The 15,595-nt window shown below is 53.1% G+C and carries 9 protein-coding genes; 6 read left to right on the forward strand and 3 right to left on the reverse strand.

Going from position 1 to position 15,595, the window contains the following annotated elements; translation table 11 throughout:
- Positions 1-46 precede the first annotated feature (46 nt).
- The 5 genes from ACFSX3_RS29290 to ACFSX3_RS29310 all read left to right on the forward strand — a co-directional run bounded on the left by ACFSX3_RS29290 (position 47) and on the right by ACFSX3_RS29310 (position 10,675).
- Positions 47-1,651: an extracellular solute-binding protein gene (locus ACFSX3_RS29290; RefSeq protein ID WP_209990830.1), complete on the forward strand. Its 1,605-nt coding sequence runs from the start codon at positions 47-49 to the stop codon at positions 1,649-1,651.
- Positions 1,652-1,753: 102 nt separating this feature from the next.
- On the forward strand, positions 1,754-3,220 hold the full coding sequence (locus ACFSX3_RS29295) for a response regulator (protein ID WP_209990622.1): 1,467 nt from the start codon (positions 1,754-1,756) through the stop codon (positions 3,218-3,220).
- Complete coding sequence (locus ACFSX3_RS29300) at positions 3,217-5,028, forward strand: sensor histidine kinase (protein ID WP_209990624.1); 1,812 nt, start codon at positions 3,217-3,219, stop codon at positions 5,026-5,028. Before ACFSX3_RS29295 ends, ACFSX3_RS29300 begins: the two co-directional genes overlap by 4 nt.
- 791 nt (positions 5,029-5,819) lie before the next feature.
- Positions 5,820-8,942: a family 43 glycosylhydrolase gene (locus ACFSX3_RS29305; protein WP_209990630.1), complete on the forward strand. Its 3,123-nt coding sequence runs from the start codon at positions 5,820-5,822 to the stop codon at positions 8,940-8,942.
- Positions 8,943-8,962: 20 nt separating this feature from the next.
- Positions 8,963-10,675 carry a beta-L-arabinofuranosidase domain-containing protein gene (locus ACFSX3_RS29310; RefSeq protein ID WP_209990634.1) on the forward strand — a complete coding sequence of 571 codons (1,713 nt, stop codon included), beginning with the start codon at positions 8,963-8,965 and terminating at the stop codon, positions 10,673-10,675.
- A 149-nt stretch (positions 10,676-10,824) separates the two neighbouring features.
- Here the strand turns inward: ACFSX3_RS29310 and ACFSX3_RS29315 are convergent, their stop codons facing one another.
- From ACFSX3_RS29315 to ACFSX3_RS29325, 3 genes are all read right to left on the reverse strand, one after another.
- Positions 10,825-11,967: an alpha/beta hydrolase gene (locus tag ACFSX3_RS29315; RefSeq protein ID WP_209990833.1), complete on the reverse strand. Its 1,143-nt coding sequence runs from the start codon at positions 11,965-11,967 to the stop codon at positions 10,825-10,827.
- A gap of 18 nt (positions 11,968-11,985) precedes the next feature.
- Positions 11,986-12,645: a TetR/AcrR family transcriptional regulator gene (locus ACFSX3_RS29320; protein WP_209990638.1), complete on the reverse strand. Its 660-nt coding sequence runs from the start codon at positions 12,643-12,645 to the stop codon at positions 11,986-11,988.
- Positions 12,646-12,784: 139 nt separating this feature from the next.
- Positions 12,785-13,762: a biotin--[acetyl-CoA-carboxylase] ligase gene (locus ACFSX3_RS29325; RefSeq protein ID WP_209990641.1), complete on the reverse strand. Its 978-nt coding sequence runs from the start codon at positions 13,760-13,762 to the stop codon at positions 12,785-12,787.
- A 342-nt stretch (positions 13,763-14,104) separates the two neighbouring features.
- Here ACFSX3_RS29325 and ACFSX3_RS29330 point away from each other — a divergent pair, with 342 nt between their 5' ends.
- Positions 14,105-15,595: a class I adenylate-forming enzyme family protein gene (locus ACFSX3_RS29330; RefSeq protein WP_209990644.1), complete on the forward strand. Its 1,491-nt coding sequence runs from the start codon at positions 14,105-14,107 to the stop codon at positions 15,593-15,595.

Here is a 15,595-nt window from a genome sequence, read left to right on the forward strand (position 1 = left end):
ATAATCTGGATTACTATCATGCTAAGAGATGAAAGGGTGGTATACCGTGAAGACAGGCATCAAGAAAATATCGGCCGTTCTGTGCAGCACCGTGCTGCTGGCCGGCGTTGCTGCAGGCTGCGGCGAAAGTGGCAAAGAGAGCAAAGAGACAGCCGCGCCGGAGTCGTCTAATGCCGCAAAGTCCCCTTCTGATCCTCCTGCAAAGCTTACGGTTGAGGTGTTCGACAGAGGGGTGCAGGGCCAGCCGGATCTGAATAATAATTTCTGGACGAAATATGTGAATGAGCATTTCGGCAAGCCGAATAACGCTGTTGTTGAATATGTACCGGTTCCCCGGTCCCAGGAGGTTGATAAGCTGAACGTATTAATGGCTGCGGGCCAGGCTCCGGACATCTCGTTCACCTATGACGGGACGCTGGTCACCCGTTTTGCCAAAAGCGACGGCCTCTACACGCTCGACGAGCTGCTGGAGAGCCATGGCCAACAACTGAAAACTTATCTCGGGGACAATGTTCTCGATTACGGCAAATATAACGACAAGCAGGTATCGATTCCGGGCAAGCGCACCTTGCTGGCCTGGAACGGGATGTTCATCCGTAAGGATTGGCTCGACAAGCTGGGAATGCCGCTTCCGACCAATAGAGATGAGTTATACGAGACGCTGGTGGCCTTCCGCGACAAGAACCCGGGCAATGTGAACGGCGTCATTCCCTGGGCAACGGCGGCAGCCGGCATGAACTACACCTTCGGCAACCTGGTTCAATCCTTCTGGGGCCAGATGTCCGAGGAAGAATTCGTCACCACGCCGAACTGGCTGAAGCCGGGCAACAAAGATGCCTACAAATGGCTGAACAAGCTGTATAATGAGAAGCTGATCAGCCCCGATTTTGCCCTGGACAAAACCACCAAGCAGGCGGATGCCGATGTCACCAACGGCAAGGTCGGCTTCTATGCCGCCAACTGGGATTATCCAATGACCCAGAAAATCCGTGTTCCACTGAAGCAAAACTCGCCGGATGCCCACTATGTTCCGGTGGATACCTTCAAAAACACCGAAGGCAAATACCTCAAAGAGGTATATAATGAGAACGGAATATTCTCCTTCATTCCCAAAAGCAGCAAAAATGCGGAGCTGGCGGTCAAATATCTGAACTGGATGGCGGACCCGGAGGTGATGTTCTTCCTGCAGTTTGGTGAAGAAGGCGTTCACCATACGCTGAAAGACGGCATCCCGCAAGGGATTGCACAGACCGGCGAGAAAATGCAAATGAGTAATTTGAACATGGATTATACGATGATTGTTAATGGCGCTGAGCTGGGCGACACCGAAAAGAACGTCAAAACCTATGCCGCAGCCCTGGCCTCCGGGGATAAGCAGTATGAGGAACTCGCTATGGAATCATACAAAATCAACACTACAGACGGCTATTCATCCTTCTATTACGGGGTGCCGAACGAATCAAACATCAAGTACGGCAAGACGCTGGGCGACATGAACAAGCAGATGGTTGACCGGCTGGTGGTGGCCAAGGAGGCAGAATTCGACGCCTTATACGATAAGCTGGTGAAGGAATATATGGATGCTGGCGGTAAAGCGGTTCAGGATGAGAATGTGAAGCTCTACAGAGAAATTAAAGCGAAAACCAAATAAGTCTTGAAATACGGATAAACCACGAGGATGATTAGAAGTGGTTTATCCGCCTTTCGTTTGCCGGGTAAGCCCAGATGAATTCACAGGTTCAGGAGGGTATCCATGTACAAGGTCATTATTGTAGATGATGAGTCGTGGGCGATTAGAGGGATCAGCAATGCCTTTGACTGGGAGCAGTATGGCTTTGAAATCTCGGGACAGTTCACAAGTGCAACCCAGGCGTGGGAAGCCATCGCCTTGCAGGAGCCTGATTTGGTAGTCACAGATATCCGGATGCCGGAGATTTCCGGGCTCGATCTGATGAAGCGGGCCAAAGCGCAGGGCATAGACACGGAATTCGTCATTATAAGCGGGTATGCAGAATTTGAATACGCCCAGGAAGCGCTGCGCTTCGGGGCCTTGGATTACTTCCTGAAGCCGCTTGATGTGGATATGACCGATACGTTCCTGGCGAAGCTCGCGCTGCACTTCTCCCGGCGAAGTGCAGCGCGCAATCACCTTCTGTTGGATGCGCTTACCTCAGCAGATGAAGAAGAGATCAGACGCTGCTTTCCTGCCGGCTCGAATGCAGGCTGCTGCCGGGTGCTTGCTGTCCATTATGAGGCAGACCGGCCGAAGCTCAGCGAACTGCTGAAGCTGGACGGGCAGCCGGTTCATGTGCTGGAGGTAGAGAACGGAGCAAGCACCCTGCTGGCGGTTCTGATCACAGAGCAGGAGAGTGAGCTGGAAGGAATCACGGATGAATGGCCTGCGGCCGCAGGCAGTCCAGGGCTTCCTGTGGTGGGGATCAGCAGCATCGGCAGCGGGCTTAAGCAGATCAGCAAGCTGATCAAGGAAGCCGAGCTGGCGGCCTCCCGGGTATTCGTGGATGAAACTTCCGGCGCGGTTCACTATAATCCCAAGCTGCCTCTGGTGAAGCCCTGTATAGATGAGCTGCACTCTATAGTTCATGGCAATCAATACGACAGCATCGAGACATACATCTTGGGCTTGCAGGAATACTTCAGGCTTCATGAGCTGGGAATGATTGAGGTGGTCTACTTATGGAATCAGGCCGTCGGACTTCTGACGAGCGCTTATTCGGAAGAACTCAGAGACATGGAGCTGGAATTCCTGAATTATGCCGAGCTGAAGGAGCGGTTCGAGGACCTGGAGTCGCTGTGCAGCTTCCTGCATGACGTTCTTACCGTGCTCCGGCAAGGGAACAGCCGTGCCTTGCAGGAAGGTGATATTCTCTCCTGCTTCAACCGGATGGTCGCCTATATCGACCGGAATTATGAGCAGAAGCTGTATCTGAAGGAGCTGTCGGTCCAATTTTTCATCAATCAGGTGTATTGCTGTCAACTGTTCAAGAAGAATCTGGGCAAAACCTTCTCTGAATACGTGGCCGAGCTGAGGATCAGGAAAGCCCGCGGGCTTTTGCAGCAGACAGACCTGTCCATTGAGAGCATTGCTATCCAGTCCGGGTATGTAGATTATTATTATTTCAATAAGGTGTTCAAGAAGCACTGCGGGATGACGCCCGCCAAATTCAGAAAAAGGGAAATTGAACGGAGCAGCAGGCCATGAAGACCCGCAAGGTGAAATTGAAGCATCAGCTATGGTTGTTCTTCTGTTGCTCTATTGTTATATTCACTGTGATGGAATTTTACTTCTTCTATAATTTCTCTGCTCTTACGCAAAAGAGGGCGGTCACGTATAGCAACCAGATGATTGAGCAGACCCGCGGCAAAATTGATTCGGTATTCAATGATATCCGGGTCAGCACCGGCTTTGCGGTCAACAGTAAGCTGATTCAAGAGTTCACTATAGCCGATGATGATTACAAAAGGGCGTTCGACAGCGCTCCCTATGCACTGGATCTGATGGAATATATGCGCTCCTTCAATTCGTATGTGAACGGCATCATGATCAATGACCTCCAGGGAAGACGCCTCTCCAGCGAGGATTCTGCAAGCGGCGATATTTTTTATATTAACCTGTATGACAGCTTTATCCGCCCGTACAGGAACGATCCTGCGCTTCGGCAGAAGGGGAAGTTCACCGCCATTCTGAAGGATGACCGGACAGGAACGGAACAGTTCTTCTATATTGCTCCCATTGTGGAGTCCATTGGGGGCGTCCATTTCTCACAGATTACGGGTTACTGCATGGTGATGGTCAATATGGACAAAATGCAGGGGCTGGTAGCGAATACGGAACTGACGCAGAATTCCACCTTGTCCATTCTGAATAACCGGGACGAGGTGGTTGCCTCCACCAATTCCTATGCGCGGGGCAATGTGATCAAAGATGTGCTGTCTATGGATAAGAACCATTTGCTGAACGGGGTGAAAGCAACGATTGGCGGCAAGGAGGTGCTCGTTCAGGTTAAGGGGCTGGAGCAGGCTGACGGGTGGCGTGTGGTCAGTATGATCCCGGTGCAGGAACTGACTGCCGACATGATTCCTATGCGGAAGGTCAGCATTATGGTGGGCCTTGGCATCATTGTCAGTATGATTATTACAGGCAGCTTCTTCATGAGCAATCTGATGCGCCCCCTGATGGGACTGGTCATGGATATGAAGAAGGTGGCAGGGCGGGACAGAGGCTTCCGGATTAAAGTCCGGTTCACCAACGAGGTGGGCCTGCTGGCCCAGGATATTAACCGGATGATGGACGAGATGGACGAAATGACCCTGGAGATGTTCAATACCCAGGCCAGACTATACGAATCCGAGCTGAGTCAGAAGCAGGCGGAGTTCTCTGCCCTGCAGAGCCAGATTAATCCCCACTTCCTGTATAATACGCTGAATTGTATCAGCAGCATCGGACTGGAGTACGGAAGCCGGGAGATTGCGCAAATTACGTACTGCATGTCCAAGATCTTCCGCTACAGCATCAAGAAGGATGATCTTGTGCAGATCCGGGAAGAGGTGGACTGCATTCAGGCTTATATGAAAATTATCCTGATCCGCTACGAGAATAAATTCTCTCTGGCGCTTGATGTGGAGGAGGGCTTGCTGGAGCTGCAGACGCCCAAGATGATCCTCCAGCCCATCGTGGAGAATTCGGTCTATCACGGACTGGAACGGATGGATCAGGGCGGACGGCTTCAGATTACCGGGAGCCTGGATGAGTCCGGGGATGTGTGCTTCTGTATTACGGATACCGGTAGGGGAATGGAGCCAGAGGAGCTGGCCGCCCTCCAGTCCAAGCTTGGCCTGGAGCACAAGGAGCTGGCCGTGGCCGGACAATCGGCGCAAGGCATCGGCCTGCTGAATATTCATAACCGGCTCCGCCATCTGTTCGGAGAAGGCTACGGACTTACCGTTGACAGCCGGCTGGGCTATGGGACAACCGTGAACGTGAAGATTCCGAAGCTGCCCGGCAGCTGAAATAGCAAGTGAGTGTGGAACAGGGTACCTCCGTTTAGCGGGAGGTGCCCTGTTTGGCTGCAGGGGGAAGGGCAGGCTTCAGGATGATTCAGGCGGGAAGGGAAGAATGATGATTAAGGTTGGAGGGGGAGAGTGATGATTTAGGTGGAAGGGAAGCGTGATGATTTAGGTGGAAGTTACCTCGCGAGGTTGAGCTTACAGCTATTGAGTAATGAGGAGCATTAGTGCACCTGAATTCGGCGGAAGAAGGCTAAGTGAGCGAATGAGGTGCATTAGTGCACTTGAATTCGGCGGTTATGAGAAATTCGGGCGAATGAGGGGTATTTGTGCACCTGATTTTGCCGAAAGCAGGCAATATCCAGAAATGAGGTGCACAAGTGCACCTGAATCTGGCGAGCGCTCCCCTTGGGCAGGCAGGAGGGGAAATAGTTGGATTTACTCCACCTGCTGATGGAGATACGGCCCGCCTGAGCGCAGCAGGTGGATAAACAACACTTACTCAAGCGCTATTTACTTATAGTGCCTGAATCCGTGAGCAACAGTTGCTCTTTTTCCACTTGTTCGCCTGCAATCGTCAGAAGTTGAGAAATTAAGCGGCGTTTATCCAATTATTTGTATGCCAAGTATCCAATAGTTTGTTTACCTGACCTGGCTGGTCGCCGACCTGTAAGTATTTACAACTAAAACGGTTACAAAAACATTTTAAGATAGTCCATTTTTTAAATGCGTCCCGGAGGGTATTATGAGTACGCTAGACGGAACCATCATTCCTGCGAGAAGGAGATGAAAAAATGAAAGCGGTTAATTCAGCCCGGAAAGAACAGAAGTGGTCTAGAACAAGCGTCAAAGCTCTACTGCTCAGCCTCGCGGTCCTGCTCATGCTGCCTCAGTGGGGAGGGGGAGCTGCGGCGGAAGAGTCGGGGACGTCACTACCAGAGCCGGTAGTGGCTGCACAAGGAGGAACGAATGTGACGGATTTCTACAATGTCATCATGCAGACCGGGGCCGATCCCTGGGTATACAAGCACACGGACGGCTATTATTACAACACCTTTGTTAATGCCAGTGGAGTGATGGTCCGCAGGTCGAAGACGATTACCGGTATTGAAGCAGGCGAGCGGAGTCTGGCTTGGTCGCCAGTTAAGGGAACTATGTACAGCTCCAACGTGTGGGCACCGGAGATGCATTATCTCAAAGATACGGACGGCCAGTACAAATGGTATATCTACGTTGCAGCCGATAACGGAACCAACGCTAACCACCGTATGTATGTGATGGAGAATGCCAGTGCCGATCCGATGAGCGGAAGCTGGACCTTCAAAGGCAAAATTACCGATGCCACGGACCGCTGGGCAATTGACGGCACTGTGCTGACGGTCGGCGACCAGCACTACTTCATCTGGTCCGGCTGGGAGGAGACGGACGGAAGCTTCCAGAATCTGTACATCGCCAGAATGAGCAATCCATGGACCATCAGCTCGCAGCGAGTGCTCCTGTCCACGCCGGAGTACGACTGGGAGACGTCCCCCGGCCGGATTAATGAAGGCCCGCAGATTACGATCAAGGGGAACAAGATCAATCTGGTCTACTCCGCCAACGGAAGCTGGACAGACAGCTATAGTCTCGGCTTGATCACTGCCAGCACCAGCGCCGATCTGATGAATCCGGACTCTTGGACCAAGCGTGATCAGCCGCTCTTCTCCAGCGCGAACGGTGTCTACGGCCCGGGCCATCACAGTATCGTAACCTCACCGGACGGCAGCGAGGACTGGATCATCTACCATTCCGCCCGTTGGCCGGGCTCAGGCTGGACCCGCAATGTCCGCGCGCAGAAGTTCACCTGGAACGCAGACAACACGCCGAACCTGGGAGAACCCGTTAATCCGAACAGTCCGATAGCAATCCCATCAGGCGAGCCAGCCCGGATTCGTTATCAAACTGAAGAAGCTCTGCTTGTAAAAGATCCCGCTGGCACTTCATCCCCGGCAGTCCGGCGCGAAAGCTCCGCCTCCGGCGGGATGAAGATTACCAGTCTGGCGAACGCCTACGACTACGCCCAGTTCAACGTTAACGTGCCGGAGGCGGGCTTCTATGTGCTGTCCGTGCGCAATAGCAACGGCTCAGCGAATGCCGGAGATGCCTCCCATATCCTGTCGGTCAACGGCGGGCCTGGAGCATCGATGAATATCGTCTATTCCGGCGCGAACCGCTGGGGAGCCTCTACGGCGAAGATCTTTCTTCCGCAAGGCAGCAATATCCTCCGCTTCACCAAGGGGAATAATCTGGCCGACATCGACAGCCTGGATCTATCCCGGCTGAATACATCGGAGCTGCTGTTCGGGACTCCCGGATATACGCTTGGTCTTAACGAGACCCGCAGTCTGCCCCTTTATACAGTAACAGGAACTACCTATGCTGCTGTCACGGCAGGCGTGATCCTGAACTCGTCCGATACGAACGTAGCCGTGATTCAAGCAGGGAATCAGGTGAAGGCCGCCGGGACAGGAAGTGCAACGATTACCGCTTCCTATAACGGAAAAACTGCTACCGCTGCGATTAACGTCAAGGCTGATCCTAGAACGGTACAGTCTTTAGCGCTCACCGGACCGGAGCCTGTGCTGATCAGCGGCCAGACCCCCTCACCGCTGCGGGCAACAGCACATTACAACAATTATGAAGTTCAGAATGTAACCGCGAGTGCGCAGTATACCAGCAGCAATCCAGGAGTGGCAGCCATCGACCCGGCTACCCATACGGTAAATGCCGTTCAACCGGGCATAGCGCAAATTACAGCCGTATCCGGCGGCAAGCAAGCTACCTTCCGCATAACAGTCATTGCCGCTTCCGATGCCGTTCAGGTCACTTCAACAGTGAAGACACCTTCAGGCGTGGTTCCCGTGCTTCCGGGCGTTGTAAATGCCGTCTACCATAACCAGCCAGTGCAGCCCCAGGTGACCGGCAGCGAGCTGGCAGGACTGGACTTCAGCACCATTGGCACGGTGCAGATTCCTGTGACGCTCAAGATCAACAACCAGGAGTTTTCCTCCACCATTTCTGTAGAGGTTGTACCGGGTTACGGCCTGGATGAGATTGTGAATCAGCTTCGCAGCAAGCTGGCTAATAACTCCTATCCGCTTGGAAACGGGGCAGGCAATTATAGTGCTGCCAAGTATGACGACTTCGTTGCCGCAGTGGATCATGCAGAGGCGCTGGCGGGCAATGCGGAATTGACGCTGGCGCAGTTCAATGCAGAGCTGAATGCACTCGCTGAAGCGGAAGCCGCCCTGCTGGCTTCGCTGATTACCACACAGAACGGTATAACTTATAAGGCCTACCGGGACTTCTCCGGCGATACGGCAGGCAAATATCCCTATGGCATTACAGCGCAGGATTTGACGAACGGCGCTGCCGCTATGGTTCATGAGGAAGCCGGCAACAAATTCCTGCGGCTGACCACAACCGCAGTAGCGGGCAAAGCCAACCTGTTCCTGCCTTATGCGGGCGATGTAAACGCTGAGGGGAATCAGCGCATTGTCATCGAGTACCGTGTCCGGTTAAACAGCAGCTTCCAGTATGCCAACGGCGCTATGGTAAGAAATGATAGCGGGACCGGCAACTATTCTATGGTAACGGCGTTTGATTCCGGTAAAATCCTGGTCCAAAATGGCGGTTCCAACAAGGTCAAGGTGAGAGATTTCGCGCTGGGTACATGGTATGCCATCAAAATGGTCGCGAACTGGGATGCCAAGACGTACAGCGTCTATATCAACAATGAATCTGTTCCGGCTGCTACAGATTTCGCCTTCCGCCATACCGGCGGCAGTACATTGACCGGACAGCTGTTCGGCGTCGACGGTTATGCGAACGCGTCCATCGATTTTGACGATTTCAAGGTGAGGGTTACCGGAGATTAACCAGCGGAGGGATAGACAACATGTCAAGTCAGGTCTACGAAAAGTTCACGCCGTTACACAATGCCAAGCTCGTTCTGGGGTATCTGACCTCAATGGTGGATGCGCAGGAAGACAATCTGCCCTATTGGCTTGTACTGCCGCATAAGAAGCCAGCCGAGGCTGCCCATTGCCGGGTGGACGATGCGGAGCTGGTCGGCTCCTGGTATGAGGCCATAGATGCGGTACGCAAAATGCTGAAGACGGAGGAAGGCGCTGCGGTGCAGCAATCCTTTTACCGCCATCTGATGAAGTCCTGGGGGGAGCACGGCCTGCGCTTTCATGAGCCTTATCCGTGGACGCATACGAATCATAGCTCTTTTCATGAAATGGGCTATATTCTACCCGCGCTGAACCGGATGCTGGAGAATGATCCCGGGGATGGGGAGGCGGAGAGCAGAGCGGCCGGGCTGGTCAGGGGAATGCGCTCTCTGGTGATCGAGCGGAAGGTTCGAACGTTCTGGTCGGGGGATTATGAGGAGCAGGAGCCCCTGTACGAATTCCCCAATGATGTGTACCTGAAGGACGGCGGCTTCGAGCTGTCCAGGCATACCGGGCGGGGGGAGCAGGCGATCCGCAATGCCATTGTCCTACATTCTCTGGTGCGCAGATATGAGATTGCCGGAGATGAGGCCGCACTGGATCTCGCAACGGGCATCGCCAACCATCTGCTCGGACCTTCACGCTATTTCAATTACAAGATGGAGTTCTTCGGCCATGTCCATTCCGCAGGCTGGGTAGCTTCCGGTCTGGTACGTCTGGGCCGGGTAACAGGCAAGGAGCGGTATATTACCGCAGGTAAAGGAATCTATGATTATATCCGCAGCTTGTCCTCCTCCTTCGGTTGGGTGCCTGAGTATGCCCAGTGGCATCCGCCACATGAGGAGCATTGCGAGACCTGCTGCATCAAGGACATGATTGAATGTGCGAATGAGCTGATTCTGGCCGGGTATGAGGAATATTGGGAGGATATGACCCTGTTTGCGCGGAACCAGCTGGTGGAGAATCAGCTTAAGGTAACTTCCTACGTGGTCACAGACAATACCCGGCCTGACGAAGCAGGCATAACCTACAGGGAGATTGACCAAAGAATGATCGGGGGCTTCACCGGAGGCTCACTCGTGAATTCCATGTCGTTATCCAAGTTTCGTTCCATTGCGGGCTGCTGCGTCGGCATGGCTCCGGTGGCCCTGGAGATCATATGGAACCGGGCGGTGGAATTCCAGAATGGAATGGTAATCGTCAATATGCCGGTGGATAAGGAGACGGAGGAGGCAGCCGTCACCATGAGCTATCCCGACCAGGGCCATATGTCCATTACAGTCAAGCAGCCGTGCGATGTTGCGGTACGGGTCTATGACTGGATGGGGCAGAACCTCAGCATGAAGATTAACGGAGCCGTTTGCACACCTGAGAGGGAAGGGAATCTGCTTGTTATCCGTAGTATTGGAGCGGGGGACACTGTAGAGCTGGAGCATCCGCTGGAGACGGTGGCTGTGAAGGAGACAGTGCGCGGCGAGGAATACAAGGTATCCTGGAGAGGCTGTGATGTCGTGGATATCGCTCCCCGGGGAGAGCACTTGCGGCTGTATCAGCGGGATCTGCGCATCCCAAAAGTGTATCCCACGCAGGCAGATGTTCACTTCACCGGAGCGACGAATTACGGGCCTACCCAGCAGACGCAGGGGAGCAAATAATATCAACACTGAAATAATCCGCAATTGAAAAACCGCACCGCGCAGATATTGCTTGCGGGGTGCGGTTTTTTGGCGTTTTAGAACAGAATATGGACTTCAGCGCCGGGTAGATATTTCTCTGTTGCCGGTGAAAATTGAGTCTGTACGGCTCACTTATTATTGGTCTTCCTGACCAAATCCACCCCATCGTAAACCAGACTGTCTACACTTGCCGCCTTCTGCCGGAGGTAATGATCCAAAAAGGTCTTCGTATAATCTGTAACCAGATTTCGCATCTCCATCGCATCCCGTGCGCCTCTAAGTTCCTCATTCACACCGGTAAACACGATGTCACAGTAATCTAAATGCGCAACCCGGTCAACAGAGAAATAATAGGTTTCCCTGCTATTGTTAGCGCCAATGATCGCATTCATGTTGTAGTTGGGTTCACGAAACAGCAGCATAAAAGGCGTCTTAAGGTCGCTATCGAGGAGACCGAATGCACCGCTATCCAAGCCAATCCCGCAGGTAAACCGGTCGTCGTCCCGGCAGACCATCGCCGTCGTAAGCCCTCCATAAGAATGCCCGACGATGCCCATGCCGGGGTCAACAAGCAATCTGCCTTTAAAGATAGAATCCAGCTCTCCAGCGTCCAGCTTGTACAGAACATCGGCTACAAAACGTACATCTTCTGCCTGTAACTCACTAAGCTCTGTTAACTTGGCAAGTACCGGGAGTGCAAGCACGTTACGGCACATCTGAACGGCAGTTTCATCGTCAGGCCGCATCTCCATCGTACCAGCCAGTGCCAGCATCTCCGGATCTTCAGACATCGCTATGATGGCATCGGAAAAATCCTTGGATACATTAAACAGACGCCCGTCTTTACGCTTATACATCGTACTATTCGGATGGCCGATGCTGACCACAACGTATCCCAAGCTGGCCAAGTCCGTACAGAGCACTGTTCCCCATTCAGGGGAGCCGCCCCCGCCGCAGACATAGAATAACACCGGATAGCGCTGCTCCTTCGCGGAGAGAGCAAGGTCGTCGTAACACCGGGTCTTGAACTCTATGGAGAAAAAATCGCTTGAAACATACCCGGTGACGAGCGGCTGATCCTTTAACATCCCGTAGACTTCAGGAAACATGTATGCTGATGTAGCTTTACCTTCGCTGCTGTCGGACGGATAGAACACGAATGCCGTCAGTTCTCTTGTGGAATGATCCGCTGCCGTGTACTCCAGATCCATCTGAGTCCGGCCAACAGTATAGCTGCCAACAGGTGCTGGAAAAACCTCATAAGTTTTCATATGCTTGTTCATACACTTCTACTCCTTTGCTTTTTTAATATCGCTAACCAGCTCGGAATATTTATGATCTTCAAGCAGACCATGACCCATAAAGTCAGCAAAGTATTTGCTAAGCTTATGCTGCATCTGAGAATCCTTAATCCCGAATTCCCTATAAAACATAACTAAATTAAACTGCATAGATTCAAACATAAATGAAATCAGGTCGTCGTCAATATCAGGCCGGAGATATCCGTCCACCCTCAGCCGCCGTATAATGTCCTTGATCAAGGGGAAGGACTCGCCCTTTAGCACGTTCAGATATACTTTCAGCAGTATGTCCTCGGGAATGTGTAAAAAAGTCTCAGTAAGCTTGATCTCCAGCTCATTCAGCGGCTCGGCCGCAGTGCCATTCACGTTACCAAATAAGCCGGTAAGGAAAGACCGGAACAGGGAATCTTCAGTACTGTTATTAAAGTACGCAGCTCTTTTCCGGGTCACATTACGGATTAAGTGACAATACAGGTCATCTTTGTCTTCAAAATAACGGTAGAAGGTTCCGGGGTGCATGGACAAGCTATCCAGAACCATCTTCATCGATATATCCTCGTAAAGATGATCCACAAAAAGCTGCATAGCCCTATTCGATATTTCCCCGCGCCTTGCTTCATCCAATCGAAAGAACGTATTTTTTGGCATCGCTTCCTCCTTTAATACGTGGTGTGAACTCATTCACACTATATCGATAATCAATTCACATGTCAAATATCCGAGCCGGAATAGCGGCACAAAAAAACCACAACCCGCAAGTAACTCTTGCGAATTGTGGTTTGAGGCGTTATAGCAGAATACGAACCTCGCCGCTCGACAGATATTCTTCATCGCCATTCGGATACCGGACCTTCAGGCGGCAGTCATTGTCGATATCAACGGCGGTTGCCGCTTGCTCTTGATGCTCCTTAACAACCATGACCGTCTCGCCCAGGGACATCATGCGCTGCCGGTATTCGGGCAGGAACAGCCGTTCCTTGAGCTGCTCATAGTAGCCCATGAAGCGGTTCAGCACTTCGGCTGTAAGCCGGTTCCGCAAATCCCCTTGCGGATTGCCTGCCTCATAGATAGAGGTTGCAACCTCTGACAGCTCTGCGGGAAAGCCGCCGGAGGGCAATGTCACATTGATCCCGATCCCGAGCACGGCATAATCCAGCCACTCGCTCTCCAGGGACAGGGAAGCCTCGGTGAGGATTCCGCACACCTTTTTACCGTTCATGAAGACATCATTGACCCATTTGATCTGCGTGCTGAGGCCGGACACACTCTCGATAGCCAGAGCGACCGCAACGGCAGCAGAGGTAGTCAGAAGCGTAGCATCCGTCGCCGACAGCCGGGGACGCAGCAGAATGCTCATATAGATGCCCGTCCCCGCAGGGGAAAAGAAAGGCCGGCCTTTCCGGCCCCGCCCGGCGGTCTGCTCCTCCGAAAGGATGACTTTGCCTTCCGCTTCTCCGCCGGAAGCCAGCGCCTTCACCAGCTCATTCGTGGAAGCCACGCTCTTGAAAACTTCAAGCCGCAGCTTGTGCCCCCTGGCATCCAGGTATTTAGCGACCGCTGCGGCGGACAGTATGTCCGTCTGAGGGGACAGGGAGTATCCCTTATTGGTGACGGCTTGAATGGAATAGCCGTCACTCTGCAGCGCTTTGATGGCCTTCCACACTGCGCTGCGCGTCACGGATAACCGCCCGGCGATGTCCTCGCCGGAGAAGTATTCACCCTTATTGCTGTCCAGTAAGGCCAGGATATGTTCTTTGACTGTCATGCCTATAACCCTCCACAAGTATAACGTTCCGAGCTCATCTCTTTAAGTATATTAACATGCTTAGGATCATTAGAAAAATCAGGTATACTCACATCTTTATTGTGAACCTTAATATAATTAATGGTATACAATGAAACCATCCTCCACTATAATTCAGCTTGTTGGCTGGACTCCCTGACCGGAAGGCCGTCCAATTCCTGTATCTTATCTCGTGGAGGTTATTGAATTGAGAATCAAAGAGTTGGTCTATGCGGCCTTATTCGCCGCGCTTATCGCGGTGATGCCAGGCGGACGCGGCGTGCTGGCTAGACTGGTTGTACCGACAGCTGGCGTGAGATCCCGATGAATCTGGCAGAACACATTCTGGAACGTGCCGCACTCGTCCCTCACCGCATTGCAATTTCAGATGGACACGAAGAACGTACCTATGAGCAGCTCACGAAGCGGGTTCAGCGGGTTGCCAGCGGTCTGCGGCAGGGCGGACACACGAAACAGACTTTTGCGCTTCTATCCGGTAACCGCATGGAATTCGCCGAATTTGTCCTGGGTGCTATCTACGCAGGCTGCATTCCCGTGCTGCTGGACCCGAAATGGTCTCCAGCAGCGCTGGAGCAGGTCATCCGGCAATGCGCTCCCGTGCTGATGGTCAGTGAAGCATGCTTCGCGGCTGATCTGACCGGTCGTTACAGTGGAATTCCCCAGCTATATTTCGGCAGGGAACAGGTCTCTGGCAGCTATGAGGCCTGGGCGGCAGGCTTCGGGCCGGAGGCTGAAGCCGCAGATAGCCCGGAACTGCTGTTCATCGGGTATACCTCTGGCACTACAGGCATCCCGAAGGGGTATATGCGGACCCATGAGTCTTGGATCAGCAGCTTGGAGGCTACAGAGAAGGCGTTCAGCCTGAACCGGATGCAGCATGTGCTTGCGCCCGGGCCTTTCGTGCATTCGCTGTCGCTGTTCGCTCTGCTGCAATCCCTGTACAGCGGGGCCACGTTCCATCTCCTTCCGGAATTTGATGCAGAGCGCGTACTCACCCTGTGCTGCCACGTACCGGATATGATTCTGTTCGTTGTGCCCGCTATGACCGAGGCGTTATTGCGCCAAGCAGAGTCAAGCAACGCCGAGGTGTCCATCCAGGCCTTGATTAGCTCCGGCGGCAAATGGCCTGTGTCTTCTATACCTAAATGCCGCGAGAGGTTCAACGGGGTTAGGCTCTATGAATATTACGGCTCATCTGAAGCCAGCTACATCAGCTATCTGGAGCTTACCGGAGCGGAGCCGCAGGACTCCTTGGGTCAGCCGTTCAGCGGTGTAGAGCTATTGATCTGCGATGAACAGTTCCGCGAGGTTCCTCAAGGCACGGTGGGGGAGCTATACATCCGCAGCGATATGATCTTCTCCGGGTATCATCTCCTGCCGGAAGAGACGGCGCAGGTATTCCGGGACGGCTGGCTGCGCACAGGGGATTACGTATATCAGGACCGGCAGATGCATCTGCGCCTGGCCGGACGCGCGGGCAGCATGATCAAGAGCGGGGGACTCAAGGTGTTCCCGGAAGAAGTGGAAGCCGTGCTGCTTCGCCATCCGGATATCCGGGAGGCGATGGTGTTCGGCATACCGGATGAACGCTGGGGGGAGCAGGTAACGTTACTGATACAGTGGCAGGGTCAGGAACGGCTTACGCTCGATGAGATCCGGAAGTATTGCCGCCCCTATCTGGCCAGCTATAAGCTGCCTAAGCAGCTGATTAGCGTGGAGGAATTCAGCTACACCGGTTCCGGCAAAATCGCCCGCCAGCTCATGAAGAGCCTCGCACTAAAGGGGATGACATGA

Source organism: Paenibacillus rhizoplanae (genome assembly GCF_042684125.1).
GTDB lineage: Bacteria > Bacillota > Bacilli > Paenibacillales > Paenibacillaceae > Paenibacillus_AQ > Paenibacillus_AQ rhizoplanae.

Coding starts and splice junctions, on each gene's coding strand:
- ACFSX3_RS29330 (WP_209990644.1), top strand. CDS start 14,105: ATGAATCTGGCAGAACACATTCTGGAACGTGCCGCACTCGTCCCTCAC.
- ACFSX3_RS29305 (WP_209990630.1), top strand. CDS start 5,820: ATGAAAGCGGTTAATTCAGCCCGGAAAGAACAGAAGTGGTCTAGAACA.
- ACFSX3_RS29295 (WP_209990622.1), top strand. CDS start 1,754: ATGTACAAGGTCATTATTGTAGATGATGAGTCGTGGGCGATTAGAGGG.
- ACFSX3_RS29315 (WP_209990833.1), bottom strand. CDS start 11,967: ATGAAAACTTATGAGGTTTTTCCAGCACCTGTTGGCAGCTATACTGTT.
- ACFSX3_RS29320 (WP_209990638.1), bottom strand. CDS start 12,645: ATGCCAAAAAATACGTTCTTTCGATTGGATGAAGCAAGGCGCGGGGAA.
- ACFSX3_RS29300 (WP_209990624.1), top strand. CDS start 3,217: ATGAAGACCCGCAAGGTGAAATTGAAGCATCAGCTATGGTTGTTCTTC.
- ACFSX3_RS29310 (WP_209990634.1), top strand. CDS start 8,963: ATGTCAAGTCAGGTCTACGAAAAGTTCACGCCGTTACACAATGCCAAG.
- ACFSX3_RS29325 (WP_209990641.1), bottom strand. CDS start 13,762: ATGACAGTCAAAGAACATATCCTGGCCTTACTGGACAGCAATAAGGGT.